General features: G+C 53.6%; 26 protein-coding genes. 6 read left to right on the top strand and 20 right to left on the bottom strand.

Features of this window, described 5'->3' with window-relative positions; translation table 11 throughout:
* Positions 1-22 precede the first annotated feature (22 nt).
* Positions 23-1333: an L-cysteine desulfidase family protein gene (locus M1D91_RS20405; RefSeq protein ID WP_437431765.1), complete on the top strand. Its 1311-nt coding sequence runs from the start codon at positions 23-25 to the stop codon at positions 1331-1333.
* Positions 1334-1390: 57 nt separating this feature from the next.
* On the opposite strand, the gene M1D91_RS20400 is transcribed toward M1D91_RS20405, so the two are convergent.
* Positions 1391-1549, bottom strand: coding sequence for a hypothetical protein (locus M1D91_RS20400; RefSeq protein ID WP_437431766.1), 159 nt, complete (start codon positions 1547-1549; stop codon positions 1391-1393).
* Positions 1550-1568: 19 nt separating this feature from the next.
* Positions 1569-2270 carry a pirin family protein gene (locus M1D91_RS20395; protein WP_437431767.1) on the bottom strand — a complete coding sequence of 234 codons (702 nt, stop codon included), beginning with the start codon at positions 2268-2270 and terminating at the stop codon, positions 1569-1571.
* Positions 2271-2377: 107 nt separating this feature from the next.
* Here M1D91_RS20395 and M1D91_RS20390 point away from each other — a divergent pair, with 107 nt between their 5' ends.
* Positions 2378-3274: a LysR family transcriptional regulator gene (locus M1D91_RS20390; protein ID WP_437431768.1), complete on the top strand. Its 897-nt coding sequence runs from the start codon at positions 2378-2380 to the stop codon at positions 3272-3274.
* Positions 3275-3460: 186 nt separating this feature from the next.
* On the opposite strand, the gene M1D91_RS20385 is transcribed toward M1D91_RS20390, so the two are convergent.
* The 10 genes from M1D91_RS20385 to M1D91_RS20340 all read right to left on the bottom strand — a co-directional run bounded on the left by M1D91_RS20385 (position 3461) and on the right by M1D91_RS20340 (position 10336).
* Positions 3461-4447, bottom strand: a complete 987-nt coding sequence (locus M1D91_RS20385; RefSeq protein WP_437431769.1) for a glutathione S-transferase family protein — start codon at positions 4445-4447, stop codon at positions 3461-3463.
* A gap of 76 nt (positions 4448-4523) precedes the next feature.
* Positions 4524-4916 carry a DoxX family protein gene (locus M1D91_RS20380; protein ID WP_437431770.1) on the bottom strand — a complete coding sequence of 131 codons (393 nt, stop codon included), beginning with the start codon at positions 4914-4916 and terminating at the stop codon, positions 4524-4526.
* 269 nt (positions 4917-5185) lie between these two features.
* Complete coding sequence (locus tag M1D91_RS20375; RefSeq protein WP_437431771.1) at positions 5186-5479, bottom strand: YqjK-like family protein; 294 nt, start codon at positions 5477-5479, stop codon at positions 5186-5188.
* Positions 5476-5874, bottom strand: coding sequence for a phage holin family protein (locus M1D91_RS20370; protein WP_437431772.1), 399 nt, complete (start codon positions 5872-5874; stop codon positions 5476-5478). Before M1D91_RS20370 ends, M1D91_RS20375 begins: the two co-directional genes overlap by 4 nt.
* A gap of 2 nt (positions 5875-5876) precedes the next feature.
* Complete coding sequence (locus M1D91_RS20365; RefSeq protein WP_437431773.1) at positions 5877-6182, bottom strand: DUF883 family protein; 306 nt, start codon at positions 6180-6182, stop codon at positions 5877-5879.
* A gap of 38 nt (positions 6183-6220) precedes the next feature.
* A complete protein-coding gene (locus M1D91_RS20360; protein ID WP_437431774.1) occupies positions 6221-6589 on the bottom strand; it encodes a DUF1090 domain-containing protein in 369 nt (122 codons plus the stop codon).
* 145 nt (positions 6590-6734) lie between these two features.
* Positions 6735-7082, bottom strand: coding sequence for an EnvZ/OmpR regulon moderator MzrA (gene mzrA / locus M1D91_RS20355; protein WP_457976353.1), 348 nt, complete (start codon positions 7080-7082; stop codon positions 6735-6737).
* Between the two features lie 37 nt (positions 7083-7119).
* Complete coding sequence (yqjA, locus tag M1D91_RS20350) at positions 7120-7782, bottom strand: DedA family general envelope maintenance protein YqjA (RefSeq protein WP_437431776.1); 663 nt, start codon at positions 7780-7782, stop codon at positions 7120-7122.
* 339 nt (positions 7783-8121) lie between these two features.
* The gene (gene exuR, locus M1D91_RS20345) at positions 8122-8898 is read right to left on the bottom strand and encodes a transcriptional regulator ExuR (protein ID WP_437431777.1); all 777 of its coding nucleotides are present in this window, start codon (positions 8896-8898) and stop codon (positions 8122-8124) included.
* Positions 8899-9031: 133 nt separating this feature from the next.
* The gene (locus M1D91_RS20340; protein ID WP_437431778.1) at positions 9032-10336 is read right to left on the bottom strand and encodes an MFS transporter; all 1305 of its coding nucleotides are present in this window, start codon (positions 10334-10336) and stop codon (positions 9032-9034) included.
* 458 nt (positions 10337-10794) lie between these two features.
* On the opposite strand from M1D91_RS20340, the gene uxaC reads away from it, so the two are divergent.
* The 3 genes from uxaC (at position 10795) to M1D91_RS20325 (ending at position 14468) form a co-directional block, all read left to right on the top strand.
* Complete coding sequence (gene uxaC, locus M1D91_RS20335) at positions 10795-12207, top strand: glucuronate isomerase (protein ID WP_437431779.1); 1413 nt, start codon at positions 10795-10797, stop codon at positions 12205-12207.
* 16 nt (positions 12208-12223) lie between these two features.
* Positions 12224-13711 (top strand): UxaA family hydrolase, encoded by a 1488-nt coding sequence (locus M1D91_RS20330; protein ID WP_437431780.1) that lies wholly within the window; start codon positions 12224-12226, stop codon positions 13709-13711.
* A gap of 202 nt (positions 13712-13913) precedes the next feature.
* Positions 13914-14468 carry a YgjV family protein gene (locus tag M1D91_RS20325; RefSeq protein ID WP_437431781.1) on the top strand — a complete coding sequence of 185 codons (555 nt, stop codon included), beginning with the start codon at positions 13914-13916 and terminating at the stop codon, positions 14466-14468.
* Positions 14469-14496: 28 nt separating this feature from the next.
* Here M1D91_RS20325 and sstT read toward each other — a convergent pair whose 3' ends face one another.
* The 8 genes from sstT to M1D91_RS20285 form a co-directional block, all read right to left on the bottom strand.
* Positions 14497-15723: a serine/threonine transporter SstT gene (sstT, locus tag M1D91_RS20320; RefSeq protein ID WP_437431782.1), complete on the bottom strand. Its 1227-nt coding sequence runs from the start codon at positions 15721-15723 to the stop codon at positions 14497-14499.
* Between the two features lie 325 nt (positions 15724-16048).
* Positions 16049-17017 carry a TerC family protein gene (locus tag M1D91_RS20315; protein WP_437431783.1) on the bottom strand — a complete coding sequence of 323 codons (969 nt, stop codon included), beginning with the start codon at positions 17015-17017 and terminating at the stop codon, positions 16049-16051.
* Positions 17018-17326: 309 nt separating this feature from the next.
* Positions 17327-18325: a Gfo/Idh/MocA family protein gene (locus M1D91_RS20310; protein WP_437431784.1), complete on the bottom strand. Its 999-nt coding sequence runs from the start codon at positions 18323-18325 to the stop codon at positions 17327-17329.
* Between the two features lie 281 nt (positions 18326-18606).
* A complete protein-coding gene (locus M1D91_RS20305) occupies positions 18607-19800 on the bottom strand; it encodes an amino acid aminotransferase (RefSeq protein WP_437431785.1) in 1194 nt (397 codons plus the stop codon).
* 37 nt (positions 19801-19837) lie between these two features.
* Positions 19838-20452, bottom strand: a complete 615-nt coding sequence (locus tag M1D91_RS20300; protein WP_437431786.1) for a YitT family protein — start codon at positions 20450-20452, stop codon at positions 19838-19840.
* Between the two features lie 252 nt (positions 20453-20704).
* Complete coding sequence (locus M1D91_RS20295; protein ID WP_437431787.1) at positions 20705-21184, bottom strand: Lrp/AsnC family transcriptional regulator; 480 nt, start codon at positions 21182-21184, stop codon at positions 20705-20707.
* An 87-nt stretch (positions 21185-21271) separates the two neighbouring features.
* Positions 21272-22234, bottom strand: a complete 963-nt coding sequence (locus M1D91_RS20290) for a sugar-binding transcriptional regulator (protein ID WP_437431788.1) — start codon at positions 22232-22234, stop codon at positions 21272-21274.
* Positions 22235-22268: 34 nt separating this feature from the next.
* A complete protein-coding gene (locus tag M1D91_RS20285; protein WP_437431789.1) occupies positions 22269-23063 on the bottom strand; it encodes a triose-phosphate isomerase in 795 nt (264 codons plus the stop codon).
* A gap of 247 nt (positions 23064-23310) precedes the next feature.
* Here M1D91_RS20285 and pdxA point away from each other — a divergent pair, with 247 nt between their 5' ends.
* Positions 23311-24318, top strand: coding sequence for a 4-hydroxythreonine-4-phosphate dehydrogenase PdxA (gene pdxA / locus M1D91_RS20280; RefSeq protein ID WP_437431790.1), 1008 nt, complete (start codon positions 23311-23313; stop codon positions 24316-24318).
* The last annotated feature ends 15 nt before the right edge of the window (positions 24319-24333 follow it).

Raw genomic sequence — 24333 nt, 5'->3', positions numbered from 1 at the left:
CCCTGAGAGTAAGGTTATTGTTATGGTCGAATCGACAATGAATCCGTTGTGGCAGCGTTTTATCCTGGCAGTCAAAGAGGAAGTAAAACCTGCGCTGGGATGTACGGAGCCCATTTCTCTGGCGCTGGCGGCTGCCGTGGCGGCGTCGGAAATTGAAGGGGAAATTGAGCGCATTGATGCCTGGGTTTCGCCAAACTTAATGAAAAATGGTATGGGCGTGACGGTGCCCGGCACCGGAATGGTCGGCTTGCCTGTCGCGGCGGCGCTCGGTGCCATCGGCGGTGATGGCAAAGCCGGACTGGAGGTGCTGAAAAGTGCTACTGAGCAGCAGATTGCGAAAGCGAAAGCGATGCTCAAAGCAGGACGGGTGACCGTCAAATTGCAGGAGCCCTGTGACGATATCCTTTTCTCTCGGGCCAAAGTTTACAGCACCAGCAGTTGGGCCTGCGTGACGATCGTTGGCGATCACACCAACGTTGTGCGGATCGAAACCAACAAAGCTGTAGTTTTTACCCGCGATAATTGTAGCCAGCAAACGACCCGGCCTTCGCCGCTCAGTGTGTTGTCGCAGACCTCGCTGGAGGAGATTCTGGCTTTCATCAATGCGGTGTCGTTCGATTCGATCCGCTTTATTCTTGAGGCGGCAAGGCTCAACGGGGCGCTCTCAGAGGAAGGGTTAAGCGGCCAGTGGGGGCTGCATATTGGCGCAACGCTGCAAAAGAAATGCACCAGCGGCCTGTTGTCTGACGATTTGCTCACTGCCATTCTCATCCGAACCAGCGCCGCCTCGGATGCCCGTATGGGTGGGGCAACGCTTCCTGCGATGAGTAATTCGGGGTCCGGCAATCAGGGTATTGTCGCAACAATGCCGGTAATGGTAGTGGCGGAACATGTTGGCGCGGATGAGGAGCGGCTGGCGCGTGCGTTGATGCTGTCGCATTTGTGCGCTATTTATATTCATCATCAGTTGCCACGTTTGTCCGCGCTTTGCGCGGCAACAACGGCAGCCATGGGCGCTGCGGCAGGTATGGCATGGCTAATGGGCGGCGGGTACAACACCCTCTCTATGGCAATAAGCAGCATGATTGGCGATATCAGCGGAATGATATGTGACGGCGCATCCAACAGTTGCGCAATGAAAGTCTCTACCAGCGCCTCTTCTGCCTGGAAAGCGGTGCTGATGGCGCTGGATGACTCCGCCGTCACCGGCAACGAAGGGATAGTGGCGAGCAACGTTGAGCAGTCTATCGCTAACTTGTGCTCGCTGGCCTGCCAGTCAATGCTGCAGACTGACCGGCAGATAATCGAAATCATGGCGAGGAAGGTTTCTTAATTCCGCAGCCTGGTCGATCATCGGAGGGCGCGAAGCGCGCATAAAAAAGGGGGCCTTTCAGGCCCTCTCTTCTTCTGCCAGCTTAAGGCTTGCGTCAGCGACGATGGCTTCCAGTTCGCTCAACATCTCTTCAAAGCTAAAGGGTTTGCTTGTTTTTGTTTTTTCCCGCTGGGCCCCGGAGGGCGTTGAATGACGCGTGCTGGTTAATGTGTGCATATTTACTCCTTTGACCGGCTCACACCGGTAAATCTATCAGCAAAGCGCGAAGCGGCGTATCGGCGACGAGCGTAACGTTAGCTTCATCACGAATAAATGCACCGTCTCCGCAGGTCAGCGCTTCTTTTGCCTCACACGGCGTTACCGCATGTACGGTGCCGTGGATTGATTGCAGGTACGCGCGCGGGCCATGTAACTGAAAACTCAGCGTTTCACCTTTTTGCAGCTCAATGTGGTGTACCCACACCTGCTGGCGTAGTTGCAGACTGTTTTCACTGCCATCCGGTGAGGCCAGTAACTGGCGTGGCTCCGGATGCACGGCGACTTTTTGCACCGTGGAATTTTCACGTTCAGGACAGGCATCAAGCCATAACTGAATACGGGTCAGGGACTTATCCTTACTCAGGTTATGCTCGCTATAGCTGATGCCAGGCTGAGTCGCAATCAGGATCGCCTCGCCTGCTTTAACCTGCACATGGTTGCCATCGCTGTCACGGTACTCCGCTTCGCCCTCGAGGATCAGATTAAGGATATCCACTTTAGGGTAGGTTCGCGGCTGGAACGATGCGCCAGGTGCGAGCACCTCCTGGTTCAGAACGCGTAAGGAGGCGTAGCCCAAAAGTTTCGGGTCAAAGTAATGTCCAAAGGAAAAGGTGTAGCGGGCCTGTAGCCAGCCGAAGTCGGCTTGACCGCATTGTTTGGCTGTTCGGGTAATAATCATAATTCTTGACCTCTCTTTACACTAAAACAATGGTAAAGGTATGGACGCTTCATTGTTAGCCAGATATTCTGCCCGGTATGTTCAAATTTCCTGAATGAGAACAAAAAATGGCGAAAGACAGGGCACTTACGCTCGAAGCGCTGCGCGTGATGGATGCAATCGACCGACGTGGTAGCTTTGCGGCAGCGGCAGATGAACTGGGGCGTGTACCCTCAGCACTCAGTTACACCATGCAAAAACTGGAAGAAGAGCTGGATGTGGTGCTGTTTGACCGCTCCGGTCATCGAACAAAATTTACGAATGTCGGGCGGATGCTGCTGGAGCGTGGTCGCGTTCTGCTGGAAGCTGCCGACAAACTGACAACAGATGCTGAAGCCCTGGCGCGCGGATGGGAAACTCACCTGACGCTGGTGACTGAAGCGCTGGTGCCTACGCATGAAATTTACCCACTGGTTGAGAAGCTGGCTAACAAAGCGAACACGCAACTTTCAATCATTACAGAAGTGCTGGCAGGTGCCTGGGAGCGGCTGGAGCAGGGGCGGGCCGATATTGTTATTGCGCCCGATATGCATTTTCGCTCCTCCTCAGAGATAAACTCCCGCAAGCTCTATAAGGTGCTGAATGTTTATGTCGCGGCCCCGGATCATCCCATTCACCAGGAGCCGGAACCACTCTCTGAGGTGACGCGTGTGAAATACCGCGGCGTGGCGGTGGCGGATACCGCCCGTGAGCGCCCGGTACTGACCGTGCAGCTGCTGGACAAACAGCCGCGACTCACCGTGAGCACCATCGAAGATAAACGTCAGGCGCTGCTGGCAGGGCTGGGTGTTGCTACCATGCCTTATCCGCTGGTTGAACAGGATATCGCTGAAGGGCGATTGCGCGTGGTCAGTCCGGAATACACCAGCGAAGTGGACATTATCATGGCCTGGCGACGTGACAGTATGGGGGAAGCGAAGGCGTGGTGCCTGCGCGAAATTCCAAAACTGTTCTCCGGAAAATAACCTCCCGACCTCATCCTTTATAAAGCCGCTTCCGGCATGGGCCCGAAGTGGTTTTCTTTATCCAGCCTCCTGCTGACCTACATACGCCAGCCGTATTCTCTCTTTTTTAGCGAATAGCAAAACGGACGGCAAAAAATAGCGTGCGGGGAGATTTTTCGGGCGCCGGTTAGCGCCCTGATGGGGAGATTATGAAAAGCGCATATCGCGCCCGTGGGGTTCATTCAGATCCTGCCACGGACCTACAGAAATAATGCCCGTCGGGTTGATGGTTTTATGGCTGCGGTAGTAGTGGTTGCGGATGTGCTCAACATTGACCGTCTCAGCGATACCCGGCATCTGATAAATATCGCGCAGATAGCCATACAGATTAAGGTAGTCACTGATGCGGTGCTTATCGCATTTAAAGTGGGTCACATACACCGGGTCAAAACGCACAAGCGTAGTCCACAGGCGAATATCGGCTTCGGTCAGTTGATCGCCCGTCAGGTAACGGTGCTGCCCCAGAATTTGTTCCAGCCGACCCAGTGATTCAAACACCTTTTCAACGGCTTCGTCGTAAGCCTGCTGACTGGTGGCAAAGCCAGCCTTGTAGACACCATTGTTAACATTGTCGTAGATCCAGCTGTTCAACTCATCTATCTGCGGGCGCAGCGCCACAGGATAATAATCGCCAGCGCGCGCACCAAGGGCATCGAAGGCGGTATTGAACATACGAATGATTTCAGCGGATTCGTTACTCACAATCGTGTGGTTCTGCTTGTCCCACAACACCGGGACCGTGACCCGACCCGTGTAGTGGGGGTCGGCATGCAGATAGAGCTGGTAGAGAAATTCGTGCTGATAAAGAGAATCTCCCGTAGCCGCACGGAAATTGTCATCAAAGGTCCAGCCATTCTCAAACATCAACGGATTGACGACCGAGACGGGCAGGAAGGATTCGAGCCCTTTCAGGGTACGCATAATAAGCGTGCGATGTGCCCAGGGGCAGGCGAGAGAAACATAGAGGTGATAACGGTCTTTTTCCGCAGCGAAGCCACTTTCACCGGAAGGACCGGCGCTGCCATCCGCCGTCAGCCAGTTGCGAAATGCCGAAACCGAGCGCTGGAAGCGTCCCCCCGTCGATTTGGTGTCATACCAGGTGTCGTGCCACACCCCATCAATCAGTTGTCCCATTCTGTTTCTCCTTTAAATGGCAAAAGCGAGGAGAGATCTCCTCGCTTTCTAATCTGTTCTTTTCAGTATAGAGCGCTTACCACTTTTTATTCAGTACGCGGTCGATGCTGAAAGCGCCTGGTCCGGTGATGGCCAGCAGCAGGAAACCGCCCGCGATGCTCAGGTTTTTCATGAACATCAGTGAGTTCATACCTTCTGCAAAGTTGCTGTGGAAGATGAATGCGGTCAGCAGCGTGAAGCCCGCAGTAAACAGCGCTGTGGTACGGGTCAGGAAACCAAACAGGATGGCCAGACCGCCGCCAAACTCAAGCAGAATAACCAGTGGCAGCATAAATCCGGGTACGCCCATCGCTTCCATGTACTGCTGCGTACCGGCATAACCAGAAATTTTGCCCCAGCCTGCGCTGATAAACAGAATGGGCATTAAAATACGAGCAACTAACAAACCAACATCTTCTAATTTTTTCATCTTTCTCTCCAGGGAACCTTAGTGGCCACAGCCGTTGTAAAGTGCGCATATATGGGCAAAAGCCGCATGTATGCTGTCAATGGAGAGGATAGTAAACGGGGCGGAGGGGGATTGTTAGCAAGGAAAACTGTCGAACTTCATCAAAGATTCTGAGTGAGTTATCACGGCATAAGAAGCGAAAAAGCGTGTTTCGGCTTTCGCGGCGTTCAGGGGAAGAGTGAGAAGAGGGCGAAAACCTCTGCAAGCAGGTTGCAGAGGCGATACCAGCGTTAACGACGTTGTTGATCAAGCGTAGATTTTACCAGCCGCCAGACGCTCCAGGCGCCAAGTCCACGCTTTGCAATGCGCATCAGGCGGTTAGGATGCCGTACACCCCATACTGCCATCAGGCTACTGCCTACCAGCGCCCAGGAACGCAGGCTAAGAAAAGTATTCCAGCCGCGGTCATAAGCACCGGTAGCATCAAGCCAGTCGCGGCGACAGGCGGTTAAATCGAGCCGCTGCTGCTGAATTTCACTGAGCAGCCGGGCTTTACGTTTTAAACGCTCGGCTTTCGTGCTCATGACTTGTCATCCTCCAGCAACGAACGATCGTTTGCCAGCTCCTGGCGCGTATGGCGCAGGATTGTAGACTGACGGGCTTTGCGTAACGTCCAGATACTACCAATAAGCGCACCGACCAGCAGTACCACGGTGGTGCCGATCATCACATTAAGGCGGTATTGAGGATCGATAGCCCAGATGATAAGCACCATCAGGCTCATCAGGCCAAACGCGGCGAACAGCATGGTAAACCCGACCATCAGCAGCAACTGAAAGAGGTTAGCCTTCTCCTCTTCCAGCTCCACCACTGCAAGCCGGAGACGCGTTTCCACCATTTCAACAACGATGGAAACCATGCGCTGCCCGATGCCCAAAACGCTTTTGGCAGGCCCTTGTGTTTGTCGTAGATCCGCCATAATCAACGACGCGTCAGCAGCACGCCTAACACGACACCAACGGCTGCACCGATCCCGACGCTGGTCCACGGGTTATCACGAACGTATTCGTCGGTTTTAGCCGCGGCTTCACGGGTCTGGCGGGCGATAATGTCGCTGGTTTCACCCAGACGATAACGGCTTTCCTGCAGGGCTTTTTCCGCTTTGCCGCGAAGTTTACTCAACTCTTCTTTCGATTTATCCCCGGAGGTGCTCAGCACTTCTTCCAGGGTATCCGCCAGGGATTTCAACTCAGCGCGCAAATAGTCTGTATTGGTATCTTTAGACATCGTTCTCTCCAGGTGAGTGAGTGTTAACTTCCATTAAATCAGTAGTCACGCGCCTCCAGCGCCTTAAGTTCAGACTCGGCCTCTTTCAGCTTGTGCTCGCGTTTACTTATTTTGTCCGCATCGCCTTTCTCTTTCGCCTCAGCTAAGTCCTGGCGACGCTCAGCAATCTCTTCTTTTTGCTCAGTGATCTTACGCTTATGGTCGGCGCGTAACTGGCTGTCAGAACAGTTGTCACGTACTTCGTGTAGCGCTTTGTTCAGCCCGTCAATACGGCTCTGATTGTTATGCTTTTCGGCGTAGCTGATTTCGCGCTGGATCTCGTTTTCCTTTTCCTGACAGAGGGAAACGGCCTGAGAAGCTGCGCTTAATGACAAAAGGGTTAACGCCAGTGCTATGCGATATTTCATCGTGAAACCTTCCATTGTTGGCTGGCGATAACCGGGAGCGCCAGCATTCCGTTGTTTTACGCGAACTCTGGTTCCATTTACTCAAGCATAGTAAGTAAAAGGCGAAAGCACCAAAGTGAGTGAAAAGATTCAGAATCCTGGAAGATTAACCGAATCGGTGGGTCGTATCACGCAGGCGTACCAGCCAGGCTGAGGCCTGACTGTCGTCATCCTGCAACGCAATGATGTAACCCTGGGGTAAGGTGCGGTCGAGCACTGCTTTTGCCGCAGCGCTCTGGCTGCTGGACTCAAACTTAATCAGTAAGGTGTCATTCAGTGGGGTGATACTTTTGAAATGAATGCCGTTTGCGTCCAGGTGGTGCCAGATAGAGAAGCCATCCGGCACGCTGACGTTTTGTGCTATCGGGCGTATGGCCAGTGTGGATTCCCGGTTTTGCAGCGTAACCCAGCCGTAAAACAGCATGCCAAAGAGTGCCACCGCAAACAGGCCCATAATCAGCCCGCGCACAAAGGGACGATGCAATTCCATATTAACCCCGGTTACCGTATTTTTTCTTCCACATCACGACGAGCGAGCCAATCAGCCCAATGACCAGTAGCGCGACAGGAAGCAGCATCAGACAGGACATGAGCTGATCTTCATATTTACGAAACACGGGCGTAATCCCCAGCAGGTAGCCCAGTGTTGTCAGTATCAGCACCCATAACAGCCCGCTCATCCAGTTAAAAAACTGGAAGCGCGCGTTATTAAGACCCGAGATCCCGGCAATAGTTGGTAGCAATGTACGAACAAAAGCAATAAAACGTCCCATCAGCAGCGCTGACAGGCCATGTTTATGAAAAAGATGATGTGCGCGCTGGTGATAATGGGCCGGCAAGTGTGAAAGCCAGTTTTGTACAATCCGCGTATTGCCAAGCCATCTGCCCTGTATATAGCTCAACCAGCATCCCAGACTCGCGGCGGTAGTAAGCAAAATTACCGTCTGCGGAAAGCCCATCGCACCTTTAGAAATCAGCACACCGACAAGAATCAGGAGGCTATCGCCGGGCAAAAAGGCTGCCGGAAGGAGGCCATTTTCCAGAAACAAAATGACAAACAAAACAAAATAGAGCATGCCTATCATGGACGGGTTAGCCAGGGTCTCAAAGTCCTGGCTCCAGAGGGCATGAAGTAATTGGCTTAAAAGTTCCATTCAAGATTCCTGGTACATCGGTTTACGTCACGTCGGTTACCCGTAAACAGCACGGCGAAATTATTAATCAGTACATTATGGTCGCTCGTGGCACATCTGCTGTCTGACTTTTGGTGACTAACGTAGTGAGCAAGTACTAACTCACGCAGAGACAAAATGCGTCTAATTGTAACAAATGCCGCTGTTCTGCGTCAGAGAAATTACGCATTGTCAGAAAATGATTTTGCTTGCGCAAGAGGGGTGAGGCGAGGGTATTTACACAGGCTGACACTCTATACTTTTTACTGACCCTGAAAGAGCGCCAGGCGCATCGGAGCGGTACGCCTGAAATAAGAGTGACTATTTTACGCCGTTCGCCGCAGCGTCGAGATGAACCACCGGGTTTTCAGCAAATAAGTAGCGGTCAGCGTTGAACTCAAAATCGTCGCTGGTTTCGTTGAAGAGCATCTGTTTGGTGTTTTCCAGATGTTGCCACATGGCGACTTTAGCACCATGAGGGTCTTTACGAATCAAAGCCTTAAGGATTTGATCGTGGTCATCACACCAGTTATCCACCGTGCGCAGATCGATATGGTCGTGCAGTTTCTTCCAGTACGGGTTATGCGTGCGCTGAGTCCACATCTTTTCAACAATGGCTGCCAGCGCGGTGTTCTGTGTCGCCAGGGCGACCTGCACGTGGAACTGGAGATCCCATTCGGAGTCGCGGAAGCATTTTTCTTTGCGCGCGTTATCCTGGATCTCCATCAGTTTCATGATGTCCTGCTTGGTGACCTGCGTCGCAGCAAATTCTGCAATATTACTTTCGATGAGCTGGCGCGCCTGAAGCAATTCAAACGGGCCGTAATTGGCAAATTCCAGATTCTCATCGGGGGCCTGTGAATAGCGCGCCTGGTTGGAGATAACGTGGATGCCGGAGCCTTTGCGGACCTCAACAAAGCCTTCCACCTCAAGCATGATAATCGCTTCACGAACCACGGTGCGGCTGACGCTTTTCTCTTCGGCAATAAAGCGTTCAGCTGGAAGTTTGTCACCCACGAGGTAAACACCTTGCTCAATACGGCTCTTCAGCTCAGCGGCAAGTTGTTGATACAAACGTCGTGATTCGGTGATTTCCATATGCGCTCCAGGTAAGATATGGCAATAGTAGATTTGTTATACCACTTTTGCGTGTTTCTCACCACAACAGAGGAAGAAAAAGCCGCCCGATGATGGCGGGCGGCTGGGGGACTGCATAGCAAGGGGAGTAGCTTTAATTCTGAGTGGCAGGGCCGCCAACTGCGGCTTTTTCCGCTTCCAGCTCCGCGGCCGACTTGCTTTTCAGCACCGTCCAGATGACGACCGCACCCAGGATGTCGAACACTGCCAGCACGGCGAACAGTGGGCTAAAGCCGATGGTATCTGCCAGGGCACCCACCACCAGTGCAAACATTGTACTTGCTGTCCAGGCTGCCATACCCGTCAGACCGTTCGCTGTCGCCACTTCGTTACGACCAAACACGTCAGAGGAGAGGGTAATCAGTGCGCCAGACAGAGACTGGTGAGCAAAGCCACCGATACACAGCAGGCCAATCGCAACGTACGGGCTGGTGAACAGACCAATCATGCCTGGGCCGATCATCAGAACTGCACCCATGGTCACAACCATTTTACGGGAAACAATCAGGTTCACACCAAACCAGCGCTGGAACAGCGGCGGCAGGTAACCACCCACAATACAGCCCAGGTCAGCGAACAACATTGGCATCCAGGCGAACATGGCGATCTCTTTCAGGTTAAAGCCATAGACTTTAAACATGAACAGCGGGATCCAGGCGTTAAACGTACCCCAGGCCGGTTCTGCCAGAAAACGTGGCAGAGCGATACCCCAGAACTGACGGGTGCCCAGAATTTGCAGAACGGACATTTTTTTGCCGTTAAAGGTCTGGTGCTGTGCTTCCTGACCGCCAATGATGTATTCGCGTTCTTCTTCAGACAGTTTTTTCTGATCGCGCGGGTGTTTGTAGAAAATCAGCCAGGCCATTGCCCAGGCGAAGCTCAGCACGCCGGAGATAATGAACGCGAGCTGCCAGCTGTGCATGACGATTGCCCACACTACCAGCGGCGGCGCAATCATGGCACCAATAGAGGAACCGACGTTGAAGTAGCCTACTGCGATAGAACGTTCTTTCGCCGGGAACCACTCAGAAGCGGCTTTCAGGCCAGCCGGGATCATCGCAGCTTCAGCAGCACCTACGGCACCACGCGCCAGCGCCAGGCCACCCCAGCTTCCTGCGAGCGCTGTCGCACCGCAGAAGATAGCCCAGGTTACGGCGAAGACGGCATAGCCAACCTTAGTACCGAGGATATCCAGTACATAGCCCGCAACAGGCTGCATGATGGTGTAAGCCGCGGAGTAGGCAGCGATAATATAAGAGTATTGCTGCGTGGAGATATTCAACTCTTGCATCAGCGTTGGCGCTGCCGCCGCAATGGTGTTACGCGTTAAGTAACCCAGCACGGTGCCCAGTGTCACCAGCGCTATCATGTACCAACGTAACCCTTTAATTTTACGCATGTAAACCTCATCGTTATGGGAATTCCGCTTCTGCGGTCACCTCCTGGTTGCAGTCAGGAGATGAAAACGGGAGGGCGTAACCGGAAAAATCCCGGAACAACCCGAACCTAGCTATTCAACGTGCTTAATTCGGTATCCATACCGTAAAGGCCGATTTCATATGTTTCGGCAATGCATTCCGTCGGCTTATGTATTCGACGGCAGCAAGATAACTTGTCATACAACTTTAAAAGGTGAGTGACATCACAAAAGTGTTTTTCTTTGTGTGGTTTTTAACTTCAGGCGGGAAAGCCAGATATGGCGCGCCCTGGCGGGGGTTCTGGCAACCACTTCTGTAAAAATTTGTCATCGTTTATTGATCTAACTCACGAAAAAGTCTTCGGCCTATAGAAATTGGTGTGATAACTTTGTCAGCATTAAGGTAAGCATCAGACGCACTCGTTGAGAGGAAGACGATAATGACCCCGTTTATGACCGAAGATTTTCTGTTAGATACCGAATTCGCACGCCGTCTGTACCATGACTACGCGAAAGATGAACCCATTTTTGATTTCCACTGCCACCTGCCACCGCAGCAGATTGCAGATAACTACCGCTTTAAAAACCTGTATGACATCTGGTTAAAAGGCGACCATTACAAATGGCGCGCGATGCGTACAAACGGCGTACCTGAGCGTCTTTGCACCGGTGATGCCAGCGATCGCGAGAAGTTTGACGCCTGGGCAGCCACCGTACCGCATACCATTGGTAACCCGTTATACCACTGGACACATCTTGAGCTTCGTCGCCCATTTGGTATTACAGGTAAGCTGCTTTCACCGTCAACAGCAGATGAAATCTGGGAGCTTGGCAACGAACTTCTGGCACAGGATAACTTTACTGCTCGCGGAATCATGCAGCAGATGAATGTGAAGATGGTCGGCACCACCGACGATCCGATCGATTCTCTGGAACACCATGCCTCTGTTGCTAAAGACACCACTTTCTCCATCAAAGTGCTGCCGAGCTGGCGCCCGGACAAAGCGTTCAACATTGAACTGGCAACCTTTAACGACTACATGAGTAAGCTTGGCGAAGTGTCTGATACCGACATTCGTCGCTTTGCCGATCTGCAAACCGCGCTGGCAAAACGCCTGGATCACTTTGAAGCGCACGGTTGTAAGGTGTCGGACCACGCGCTGGACGTGGTGCTGTTTGCTGAAGCCAGTGAGTCCGAGCTGGACAGCATTCTCACCCGTCGTCTGGCTGGTGAAAACTTAACTGAACATGAAGTGGCGCAGTTTAAAACGGCGGTGCTGGTCTGGCTGGGTGCAGAATATGCACGTCGCGGCTGGGTTCAGCAGTACCACATTGGCGCACTGCGTAACAACAACCTGCGTCAGTTCAAACTGCTGGGGCCGGATGTGGGCTTCGACTCCATCAATGACCGCCCGCTGGCAGAAGAGCTGTCTAAACTGCTGAGCAAACAGAACGAAGAAAATCTGCTGCCGAAAACCATACTCTACTGCCTGAACCCGCGTGATAACGAAGTGCTGGGCACCATGATCGGTAACTTCCAGGGTGAAGGGATGCCGGGCAAGATGCAGTTCGGTTCCGGCTGGTGGTTCAACGATCAGAAGGACGGTATGGAACGTCAAATGACCCAACTGGCACAGCTTGGTCTGTTAAGCCGCTTTGTGGGTATGCTGACCGACAGCCGCAGCTTCCTGTCTTACACCCGTCACGAATACTTCCGCCGCATCCTGTGCCAGATGATTGGTCGCTGGGTACATGCAGGCGAAGCACCGGCAGACATTCAACTGCTGGGCGAGATGGTAAGAAATATCTGCTTTAACAATGCGCGTGATTACTTCGCGATTGAACTGAACTAGGCCGTTTGAGGTTGATATGCAATACATCAAGATCCACTCGCTGGATAATGTCGCGGTAGCGCTGGCGGATCTCGCCGAAGGCACAGACGTCGTTGTTGACGGTCATGAAGTTAGCCTGCGCCAGGCGGTGGTGCGTGGGCATAAGTTTGCCCTCAGGGCCATCCCGAAAGGTGAAAATGTCGTTAAATACGGCCTGCCAATTGGTCATGCGACAACGGATATCGCCGCAGGCGAACATATCCATTCGCACAATGCGCGTACCAATCTGAGCGATTTGGATGAGTATAGCTATCAACCCGAACTGGTTGATCAATACGCGCCGGCGGGAGATCGTGACGTTCAGATCTACCGCCGTGCCAACGGCGATGTTGGGGTCCGTAATGAGTTGTGGATCCTGCCAACCGTCGGCTGCGTTAACGGGATTGCCCGTCAGATCCAGACCCGTTTTCTGAAAGAGACAAATAACGCGGCAGATATTGACGGCGTTCACCTGTTCAGCCACACCTACGGCTGTTCCCAGTTGGGTGACGACCACGTCAACACCCGTACCATGCTGCAAAACATGGTACGTCACCCGAATGCGGGCGCGGTGCTGGTGATTGGTCTGGGCTGTGAGAACAACCAGGTGGATGCGTTTCGCGAGACGCTGGGCGAGTACGATCCGTCCCGCGTCCACTTTATGATCTGCCAGCACCAGGACGACGAAGTGGAGGCGGGCATTGAACATATGCACCAACTCTACGAGGCCCTGCGTCACGACAAACGTGAACCGGGCAAGCTGAGCGAGCTGAAGTTTGGTCTGGAGTGTGGCGGCTCTGATGGCCTCTCTGGCATCACCGCCAACCCGATGCTGGGTCGTTTCTCCGACTATCTCATCAGTAATGGTGGCACCACGGTGCTGACCGAAGTGCCAGAAATGTTCGGCGCAGAACAAATTCTGATGAGCCACTGTCGCGACGAAGAGACGTTTGAAAAAACAGTGACTATGGTCAACGACTTCAAACAGTACTTCATCGCGCACAATCAGCCGATTTACGAAAACCCATCGCCGGGCAACAAAGCGGGCGGCATCACCACGCTTGAAGAGAAATCCCTCGGCTGCACGCAGAAAGCTGGTGCAAGTCAGGTAGTGGACGTGCTGCGTTATGGTGAACGCCTGAAAACTCGCGGTCTCAACTTACTGAGTGCGCCGGGTAACGATGCGGTGGCAACCAGTGCTCTGGCCGGGGCGGGCTGCCACATGGTTCTGTTCAGCACTGGTCGCGGCACCCCTTACGGCGGGTTTGTCCCGACGGTGAAAATCGCCACCAACAGCGAACTGGCGGCGAAGAAAAAACACTGGATCGATTTTGATGCAGGTCAGTTGATTCATGGCAAAACCATGCCGCAGCTGCTGAGCGAATTTGTCGATGTCATTGTTGATTTTGCCAACGGTAAAGAGACCTGTAACGAACGCAATGAGTTCCGTGAGCTGGCTATCTTTAAGAGCGGCGTAACGCTGTAGTTACCCTTTGGCTCTCGCCCCGCACCGGTATTGGCAACATTTACTCACCCCGGTCACTTACCTGAGTAAGCTTCCGGGGCTTCCTGAATGTGCCGCCTGGCTGCAGAACGATACTCGTTGGGTAATACGCTAGTGGAAATTAAAAACGGCGTTTCATATTATGAAGCGCCGTTTCTTTTTTATCTGTTAACAAGGATCTTCCATGAGTGCGTACTGGTTAGCCCAGGGCGTGGGTGTACTGGCGTTTATCATTGGTATCACCACGTTCATTAACCGTGACGAAAGGCGTTTCAAACTCCAGCTTTCTCTCTACAGCGCCACCATTGGCGTGCATTTTTTCCTGATGGGCGCACTGCCTGCGGGCATGAGCGCAGAACTCAACGCCGTGCGTACTCTCATCTCCATGCATACCCGCAGGCTATGGGTGATGGCGGTATTCATCGTCCTCACGCTCTTTTTTGGCCTGATCAAACTACATCATCCGGTAGAGCTGTTGCCCATTATCGGCACGGTGGCCAGTACCTGGGCGCTGTTTCGCCTTCAGGGGCTTAAGGTGCGCTGCATCATGTGGTGCTCCACCGCCTGTTGGGTTACGCACAATTTATGGCTGGGCTCGATTGGCGGTACGTTAATTGAGGGCAGTTTTTTGATAATGAATGGCCTGAACATCATTCGCTTCTGGCGGATGCAGAAACGCGGTATCGACCCGTTTAAGGTCGAAACCGCGATGCATAAAGAGAACCCCGCACAACGCTAAGCGGGGCATCTTATGCGCAAAACTCTTTTTAACTGCCGCGTTTTTCTTCGGCGATGCATGCGGCTGCGGTAAACAGCACGTCGGTGGAGGAGTTAATGGCGGTTTCGCAGGAGTCCTGAATCACGCCAATGATAAAGCCAACTGCGACGACCTGCATGGCGACATCGGCGGAGATACCAAACATATTACAGGCCAGCGGGATAAGTAGCAGCGATCCCCCCGCCACGCCGGAGGCCCCGCAGGCGCACAGTGAGGCGACAATGCTTAACAGCAGTGCCGTTGGCACATCGACAGTGATGCCCAGCGTATGCACCGCTGCCAGCGTCAGCACCGTAATGGTGATCGCGGCACCCGCCATATTGACGGTGGCCCCTAAGGGAATCGACACCGAATAGGTGTCCTTATTGAGGCCGAGTTTTTCGCACAGCGCCATGTTAACCGGAATATTGGCCGCCGAGCTGCGGGTGAAAAAAGCGGTGACCCCACTTTCACGCAGGCAGATAAACACCAGTGGCCAGGGATTACGGCGGATCTTCACCCACACCAGTAGTGGGTTTACGACCAGAGCAACCAGTAACATACAACCCACCAGTACCATCAGCAGCTGGGCATATCCCCAGAGGGCCTCAAAGCCGGTAGTCGCAAGCGTAGAGGCCACCAGGCCAAGGATCCCCAATGGCGCAAAGCGAATCACCAGCGTCACCATAAAGGTAACGGCTTCTGCCAGGTCATTTACCAGCTGTTTACTGGTGTCGCTGCTGTGGCGCAGGGCGAACCCCAGTCCCACTGCCCAAACCAGAATTCCGATGTAGTTGCCTTTTAGCAAGGCATCAATGGGGTTGGCGACCATACTGGCGAGCAGCCCTTTGAGTACGTCCACTATACCCGAGGGGGCAACAACGTCGCTCGCGGCCGCGCTGAGTTTCAGCGTCGAGGGAAAAAGAAAGCTGCATCCGACAGCGGCGAGGGCGGCGGTAAAGGTGCCAAGCAGGTAAAGAAAGAGGATCGGGCGCAGGGAGATTTTCTGCCCTTGCTGATGGCTGGTGATGGAGGACATGACCAGCATCAGTACCAGCACCGGGGCAACGGCTTTCAGCGCCCCGACAAAAAGATTTCCCAGAAGCCCTACGGCGAGTGCAGCCGCAGGCCAGACGACACTAAGCAGGGTGCCGATAATCAGCGCAATGATTATCTGTTTGACGATGTTGCCACGCATGATGCGTTGCAACCAGTGGTTGGCGGGTTGTGTTTGCATACTTTTCCTTGGATTTATAGGAGCCTTATGGTCAATCCTGACTGAGTATAGGGAATTGAAGGAGGCGGGAAAAATTTGAGTGAGCTGAGGCAGATAAATTCAGAATAAAACCTCACAAGTATCAGAGAGGGAAAGGGGGCGCAGATAATCTGCTGCTGAGCGCCCCAGCCCTGGTACGTTCACACCTACCAGGGCCGAAGCGTAACGAGAGTCATGAGAGAAACCCAATGATCCGCGTAGCCCTATATTCCCCCTCGCTCCAGCCAGACAGGTCATCGCGGCCAGTTGCTTATTCATCTGAGCAATGTAGCCGCATCCGAAAGCGTTACTCTACCCGTCCACGCTTATCATTACGGTGATTCACCCAGGCATTAATCGCCAGCGTCAGTAGCAAAATCCCGCCAACTACGCTCAGCGAAATGGCGATCGGGATATGGTAGAAGTCGACAATCAGCATCTTCACGCCGATGAACACCAGAATCACCGACAGCCCATATTTCAGCATGGTAAAACGCTCAGCCACACCCGCCAGCAGGAAGTACATGGCACGCAGACCCAGGATCGCAAACAGATTCGACGTCAGAACGATAAACGGGTCGGTGGTGACAGCGAAAATCGCCGGAATACTGTCAACGGCAAAAATGACGTCACTCAGCTCGACCAGAATCAGCACCAGCAGCAGCGGCGTGGCAAACAGCAGACCGTTTTTGCGCACGAAAAAATGCTCATTCTCAATGGTATCGGTCATGCGCAGATGGCTGCGTATCCAGCGCACCAGTGGTTTTTCGCCAATACCGGTTTCATCCTCTTTCGCCAGAGCCATTTTGATACCGGTAAAGAGCAGGAAGGCACCGAAGACGTACAGCAGCCATTCGAACTGGGTTATCAGCCAGCTTCCCGCGAAAATCATGATGGTACGCAGAATGATAGCGCCAAGAACGCCGTAGATCAGGACGCGTCGTTGCAGTGCTGGCGGTACAGCAAAATAGCTGAACAGCATCAGCCAGACGAAGACGTTATCGACCGCCAGCGCTTTTTCAATCAGATAACCGGTAAGGAACGCCAGCGCCTGGGTATCCGCAACCGCACGACCTTCGGTCTGCGTCAGATACCACCAGAAGGCAGCGTTAAAGAGAAGAGAGAGGCTAACCCAGACCAGGGACCAGACGGCCGCCTGCTTCATGGTCATCGTATGGACGCCGCGACGCCCCTGAAGCAGAAGGTCGATAGCCAGCATGATAACAACAACAACCGCAAAGCTGCCCCACAGCAGTGGTGTACCAACGGTATTCATAGCAAGATTCCTTAATACCTGAAACGAAAACGGCCAACGTCGAAAGACGTCAGCCGCTTGCTTCAGATGCAATAGGTCCTCGCCTTTCGGCAAGGTCTCACTTACGTCATGTGGATGACGCCCGGCGACCGGATGCATATCTACCCGTTATCTTTCAAGCTGCAGGTGCGTAGACCGGAACTCAAAAATATTTCGGGCAGGCATCGTAATGACGACCCACCGGCAACGAAGTTACTCCCCTTTGCTCGTTACAAAGTATGACAGAACATTCATGGCGTCAATGTTCTGTAACATCTGTTTTACATACCTTTACGCGTTAACTGCCGCTTCTGCGGTATCTGCCGGGAATACCACACCCGTCTGACGCCGGATCTCGGTCGCCAGCTTCGCCGTGATACGACTTACCTCCAGCGCGGGGTGGTCAACGGCCTTGTCTTCCACTAGTTGGGCAAAGGTTTCCGCTTCATAAAGCATGGTATTAATGTGCTGCGGTTGCGTCAGATCCTGTGCTTTACCCCCACGTGGTACAAAGCAAAGCTTCTGGCATTCAGACAATTTTTCCATGATCAGCGAGCCTGCCTCGCCCTGGATTTCACTCGGCACCACGGAATCGCTCACCTTGGAGTGCTGCAGTGTGACGCTGAAATCGCCGTAATCCAGCACCGCGACACCGTGCGCATCCACGCCGCTTGCCAGCAAACTGGCGGATGCCTGCACGCGTTGCGGTTCACCCCACAGGGCCACCGCCGAGGCCAGCACGTAAAAACCGATATCCATGATCGAGCCGTTAGAAAAAGCCGGATTAAAGGTGTTGGGATTTTCCCCGTCCAGATAGCGCTGATAGCGGGAGGAGTACTGGCAGTAGTTAAAAAAGGCTTTATGAATTTTGCCTGCTTTTTCAAGTGACTGTTTTAGCAGCATGAAGTTTGGCAGGCTGGCGGTTTTGAAGGCCTCAAACAGCACCACCTGATTCTCTTTTGCCAGCGCAATGGCGGCTTCGACTTCACGCAGGTTTGACGCCAGCGGTTTTTCACAAATCACATGCTTTTTATTGCTGAGGAAAAGCTGCGTTTGCGGGAAATGCAGAGCGTTTGGGCTGGCAATGTAGATCGCATCGATTGCGTCACTGTTTGCCATCGCCTCAAGCGAAGTAAACAGGTGTTCGACGGGGTAATCCTTCGCAAATTCCTGCGCCTGTTCGAGGCGGCGTGAGTAGACGGCGGTAAGCTTATATTTGCCCGTTTCATGGGCGGCATCGACAAACTGGCGGGTTATCCAGTTCGTGCCAATGACAGCAAAACGTATCATTAAGCGAGTTCCTTTGACTGAGCACTGTCCGGCAATGTAACACGATGGGCGGAGAGGAAAAAAGGGTCGATGCCGGAATGTGGAAGCCGCCTCGCAGCCCACACGTAATGGTGTAAAAGATGCCGTGCGACGATGCGATCCAGTGCGAGTAAAGGGCGGTCAGGGTAAGGCGGCCAAAGCTTCAGGAGAGCGGCGTTTGCCGGCACGCCGCCAGAGGTGACGGCGTGGCAACCGCCTGTTTTCGTTACGCGCTAACGCCGAAAACAGGCAGGCAGGCAGTGTTACTGTACCGCTGCAAACGCCTTCGCGACACGATCAAGGTTACCGTGGTTCAGCCCGGCCATACAGACGCGACCGCTGGTAATGAGGTAAACACCGTACGCCTCACGCAGGGCGTCTACCTGTGCCGGACTAAAGCCGGTGTAGCTGAACATGCCGCGCTGGGTCAGCAGGTAGTCAAAATCATGTTCCGGCAGGGCCGCTTTCAGCACCTTGACCAGCGCCTGGCGCATTTCACTGATGCGGGTGCGCATGGCATCCACTTCAGCACGCCACAACGCGTTGAGCGCCGGGTCATTCAGCACCAGCGAGACCACCTGCGCACCAAAGTTCGGTGGGCTGGAGTAGTTCCGACGCACGGTCGCTTTCAGTTGTCCCAGTACGCGGTCTGCGGCGTCGGCATCTTCACAGACGATGGACAATCCGCCCACGCGCTCGCCGTACAGGGAGAAAATTTTGGAGAAGGAGTTACTGACCAGTGCCGGTAAGCCGGTGCTGGCGATAGCGCGAATGGCGTAAGCGTCCTCTTCAATGCCTGCGCCAAAGCCCTGGTAGGCGATGTCGAGGAACGGAATCAGGTCACGGGCAATCAGCACTTCAATGACAGCATCCCACTGGGCGTTAGTCAGGTCTGCACCCGTCGGGTTGTGGCAGCAGGGGTGCAACAGCACGATGCTGCGTGCCGGAAGCGCGTTCAGGCTGCTTAACATCCCCTCGAAATTGACGCCGCGCGTGGCCTCATCGAAGTAGGGGTAGGTGTGCACGTTAAAACCGGCACCGGCGAAAATGGCGATGTGGTTTTCCCAGGTCGGGTCGCTCACCCACACCTCAGAATCGGGGAAGTAACGTTTCAGAAAATCGGCACCCACCTTCAGCGCACCGGAACCGCCCAGCGTCTGAATGGTTGCGATGCGCCCGGCGTTAAGCGCCGGATGGTTCTCACCAAAAAGCAGGGTCTGAATGGCGCTGCGGTAAGGGGCGAAACCTTCCATTGGCAGATAGAGGCTGGCTTTTTGCGGCAGGCTCTGCAGGCGGCTTTCAGCCTGCTGGACCGCTTCAAGGCGAGGAATGATGGCCTGCTCGTTGTAGTAGAGACCGATGCTGAGGTTTACTTTCTCAGCCCGATTGTCCTGATGGAAAGTCTCCATCAACGAGAGGATTGGATCGCCCGCGTAGGCGTCAACATTCTGGAACACAGTCTACTCCTGAAAATAACAGTCAACGTGCAGTCCACTACACCGTGTAGCGTCCCGGACGATGGTTCATGGCAATAATGGAATTAAGGATCACGGCACCGACGATAGAAGCCGCGAGCATCGGCAGGCTCACGAAGAACAGCGAGGCGGTCACGATGCAGGCATCCACTACCATCTGGAATTTGCCGGCACGGATGCCGCTTTTGTCCTGCAGATAGAGCGCGAGAATGTTAACCCCGCCAAGGCTCGCTTTGTGACGGAACAGCACCACGAAACCAATCCCCACCACAATGTTGCCAAACAGGGTGGCGTAATAGGGGTTGAGCTGATCGAAATGGATAAAGCGACCATGCAGATCGGAAAACAGCGATACCAGCGCGACGGCACAAAAGGTTTTTAACGTAAACTGCATTCCCATACGGCGAATAGAGAGCCAGTAAAAGGGCAGGTTAATCAGGAAAAACGCCACGCCGAACGGCAGATGGGTCGCGTAGTGGATCAAAAAGGCGATACCTGCGGTGCCGCCGGTAAGCGCGCCCGCCTGGCGGAACAGAATCACGCCAAAAGAGATCATCAGAGTGCCAAACAGCAGCGCCAGCGCATCTTCGAGCCAGGTATGAGCAAGTTTATTGGGGGTCAGGACGTTATCCATAAGAAAGTACAATTCAACATTTGCTAAAGATAAGAAATATCCTGCAAAAAGTGCACCAGATTGGCATTCGGCGGGTATTGAGTGGTGTAAAAATAGACGGTGTCGAGGCTAACACCTTGAAATGTCGGAAAAGAGCAAAATGCATGTTCCGTGCATTATGCGAGCGATATACGGGCAAGGTGTGTGTGTAATGCCGGGGAGATGCATCAAATGGCCGCGTCAGTGCACCAAAAAAGGGCGCAATGCCCCAAATCAGGGCATGGGGGCGTTACCGGGCATCAGTTGTCCGTTCTCTTTCAGGCGGTTTAACACCACTGAGGTTTTTAAATGCGCCACCCCTTTGTTTTGCGCAAGAATATGGCTGATGAGATAACTCAGCCCCGGGAGATCCGGAACCGCCACTTTCAGTAAATAATCCGCATCGCCGGTGGTTTTATACGCGTCGAGAATGGCGTCAACGTCACTGAGCATCCGGTGGAAACTCTCCACGCACTCCTGGGTGTGATTAATCAGGCGCACTTCAATCAACCCGAGCATTTCAAGTCCTACCGCATCCGGCGCTAGGCGGGCGTGGTAGCCGAGAATAAGCTGCGCCTGCTCGAGCGCAATACGGCGGCGTGAGCACTGAGAGGCGGAGAGGCCAATCAAATCGCTCAGCTCCTGGTTGGTCAAACGGCCGTTGCCCTGCAGCAGCGTCAGAATTTTCAGATCAAAGTCATCAATGTTGTACATGTGCGCCAGTACCGGAACGAGAGGGTGACTAACAGACTATCAGCTTTTTTGGCGTCGGGAAGCCCAACGCCTTCACCGCACGGGCTGTTACAGCGCCTTATGCAGATGGATAACGGTACGGGCGTTTGAAGCACTGGTTGCCAGAACGTCAATCACTCCCGTGCGCAGCGCGCCAAGAATGGCGGTGGCTTTGGTGCTTTCAGAGGCGATGGCAATCACGCAGGGGATAGCACGCAGCTGCTCAAGGCTCAGGCCAATGACCCTGTTGTTCATCACCGTATCGACCGGCGTACCTTTGATATTAAAAAAACTGTAGCCTGCAAGATCCCCCACTACGCCTTGCTCCTGACGCGCCGTGATGATCTCCTGCGGCGTAAACCAGCCCAGTTGCACCATGAAGCTGTTTTCATTCATGTCTCCCAGGCCAATAATTGCCACATCCGCTTTGCTGGCCTGCTCAAGCGTGGCTTTTATCAACCGGTTCTGGATAAAGGCTTCGCGCAGCGCCGGGGTTTCAACATAGGCGGGGGCATAAAGGGTTTCACTATGACCGTTAAATTTACGGGCGAGGTTACGGCTGATGTGATCAGCGTCGATTAACTGCCCGTCACGGGTGGTGCCGCCAATGCCGCAGATAAAGCGGCAGTTGCGTTCCGGGAAGATCCCTACATGATTAGCGACCGCCGCCACGTTGCGCCCCTGGCCCACGGCCACGGTCATCTCATTTTTCAGGATCGTCGCAAGGTAGTTGCTCACCAGGGCCGCTACCTGCTGGCGCTGTTCATCTTCATCATGGTGATCGAGGGCGATCAAGACCCGCTTCATATCAAAATTCTGAATGAACTGTTGTTCAATCTGTGAACTAAAGACCGGATGATATTTTACGTTGATCTCAACGATCCCTTCGTGGCGGGCTTTCTTCAACAGTCGGCCCACCTTGATGCGCGAGATCCCAAACCGTTGAGCAATTTCTTCCTGGGTCTGCTCCTGGTCGTAATACGCTACGGCTATTTCCGTCAGGAGTTCGTATTCAGAGTCGTGTTCAGCCATCGCATTGTTTTTCCATTACCCGTACCCCCTAATATTACTGTGCTTTCATGATAAAATCCTGCACAACGCGCTGCACAATTGCGCAATATCCCGCCGCTTCCCAGGCGGAGCGACCAATAAACAGACCGTCGATGTTCTCCTGCGATACCAGCGCCACGCAGTTTTGCAGGTTAACGCTACCGCCATAGAGCAGCGAAATCTGCTGTCCCTCTTCCTGACCATAACGCTCACATAGTGCCGCCCGTAGCGCGTGATGGATCTCTGCGGCCTGCTCAGGGGATGCCGGGGTGCCCTGTTCGCCAATCGCCCAGATGGGTTCGTAGGCGATAAGCGTCCGTTTTGCCTGTTCCGCAGTAAGCCCGTAGAGGGCGATTTTCATCTGCCGCACTACGCTTTCTGCCGACACGCCCCACCGTTTCTCATCCGCGCTGTCGCCAATGCAGACCAGTGGACGCAGGCCGTGGCGCAAAGCGGTGTGGACTTTGGCATTGATTGCCGCGTCGGTTTCATTAAAAGCGCCACGCCGTTCAGAGTGCCCCATCTCCACCAGCGTCGCACCGGTCTCTGCAATCATGGCGGCGGAGATCTCTCCCGTCCATGCACCCGCCTCCTCCTGATGCATATTCTGTGCACCCGTCAGGCAGGGTAAATCATGCTGTCGGAAAAACTCGCTGACCGGATGAATAGCCGTAAACGGCGGGATAAAAAATGGCTGTACAGCCGGGTGTAACAGCGGGGGGAGTTGGGTTGCCAGCGCATCGCAATATGCCAGAGCCTGCGACAGAGGTTTGTTCATTTTCCAGCTGGTGCCAATCATCAGGCGTTTCATGTTTTTCTTCGCGTCCTTTTTTATCAATCAGTTAGATATCAGGTTATGCCCTGAAAAGAGCAGATTGAACATATATTCAGTAGTTGAACATATGTTAGATCACATTTTTTCGATCGAAAATAACACCTGATTTTTTTCTGTGATCGCCATCACTCCTCATCGATTACGCATACGTTAGCCTAGTGTTCATATGATTTACTAGTGAACATATGAACGAACGAGTGTTTCATTACCGAGAGGTCCGACGATGTCTGTAGATAAAAAACCCGTAGTAGCAGTCACTATTGGCGATCCTGCCGGGATTGGCCCGGAAATTACCGTCGCCACCCTGATGGATAAAAGCGTATACGACGAGTGCAAACCCTTTCTCATCGGCTCCGTCCCCATCGTTGAACGGGCAATGAAAATCCAGGGGTGCGATTTCCCCATCAACCGCATCACGCACCCCAGCCAGGCAAAATTTAGCTGGGGCACGCTGGATGTGCTGGAAACCGGTGAGTATGACTACGACAGCATCGTCTGGGGAAAAGTGCAGAAGCTGGCCGGGCAGATGTCACTGGATTATGTAATGAAGTCCATTGAGCTTGGCATGGCAGGAGATATCGACGTGGTCTCAACCGCGCCGATTCATAAAGAGGCTATCAAGCTGGCGGGATGCAAGCTGCCGGGCCATACCGAAATTTACCAGGTGGAAACCCGGTCCGACTACGGCCTGACCATGTTCCACGTGCACAACCTGCGCGTTTTCTTCGTGAGCCGCCACATGGCGCTGAAAGATGCCTGTGATTACGCCAACAAGGAGCGTGTACTGGCCTGCGTGCAGCAGATCCATCATGAGTTTACCGCCCTGAACATCCAGAATCCGCGAATTGCGGTGGCCGCGCTCAACCCGCACGGCTCTGATAATGGCCTGTTTGGTCATGAAGAGGCAGACAATCTGATCCCGGCGGTTAAAGCAGCCCAGCAGGAGGGCATCAATGCGATTGGCCCGGTCCCGGCCGACTCTGTTTTCCACCTCGGCAAACTTGGCAAATACGACGCCATTTTGTCGCTCTATCACGATCAGGGACATATCGCCTGCAAGACCCTCGACTTTGAACGTTCCATCACTATTACCTTCGGCCTGCCGTTTATGCGCAGCTCCGTGGATCATGGTACGGCGTTCGACATTGCCGGTACAGGCAAAGCAGGCACGGTCAGCATGCTGGAGTCCACGCTGGTTGCCGCGCGCTACTGGAAAATGAAACAGCATTAAGGCGTCTTGCATACT

This window comes from Enterobacter sp. SA197 (assembly GCF_054131575.1).
Note: the sequence above shows the minus strand (reverse complement) of the source record. Positions and strands in the feature narration are given on the sequence as shown.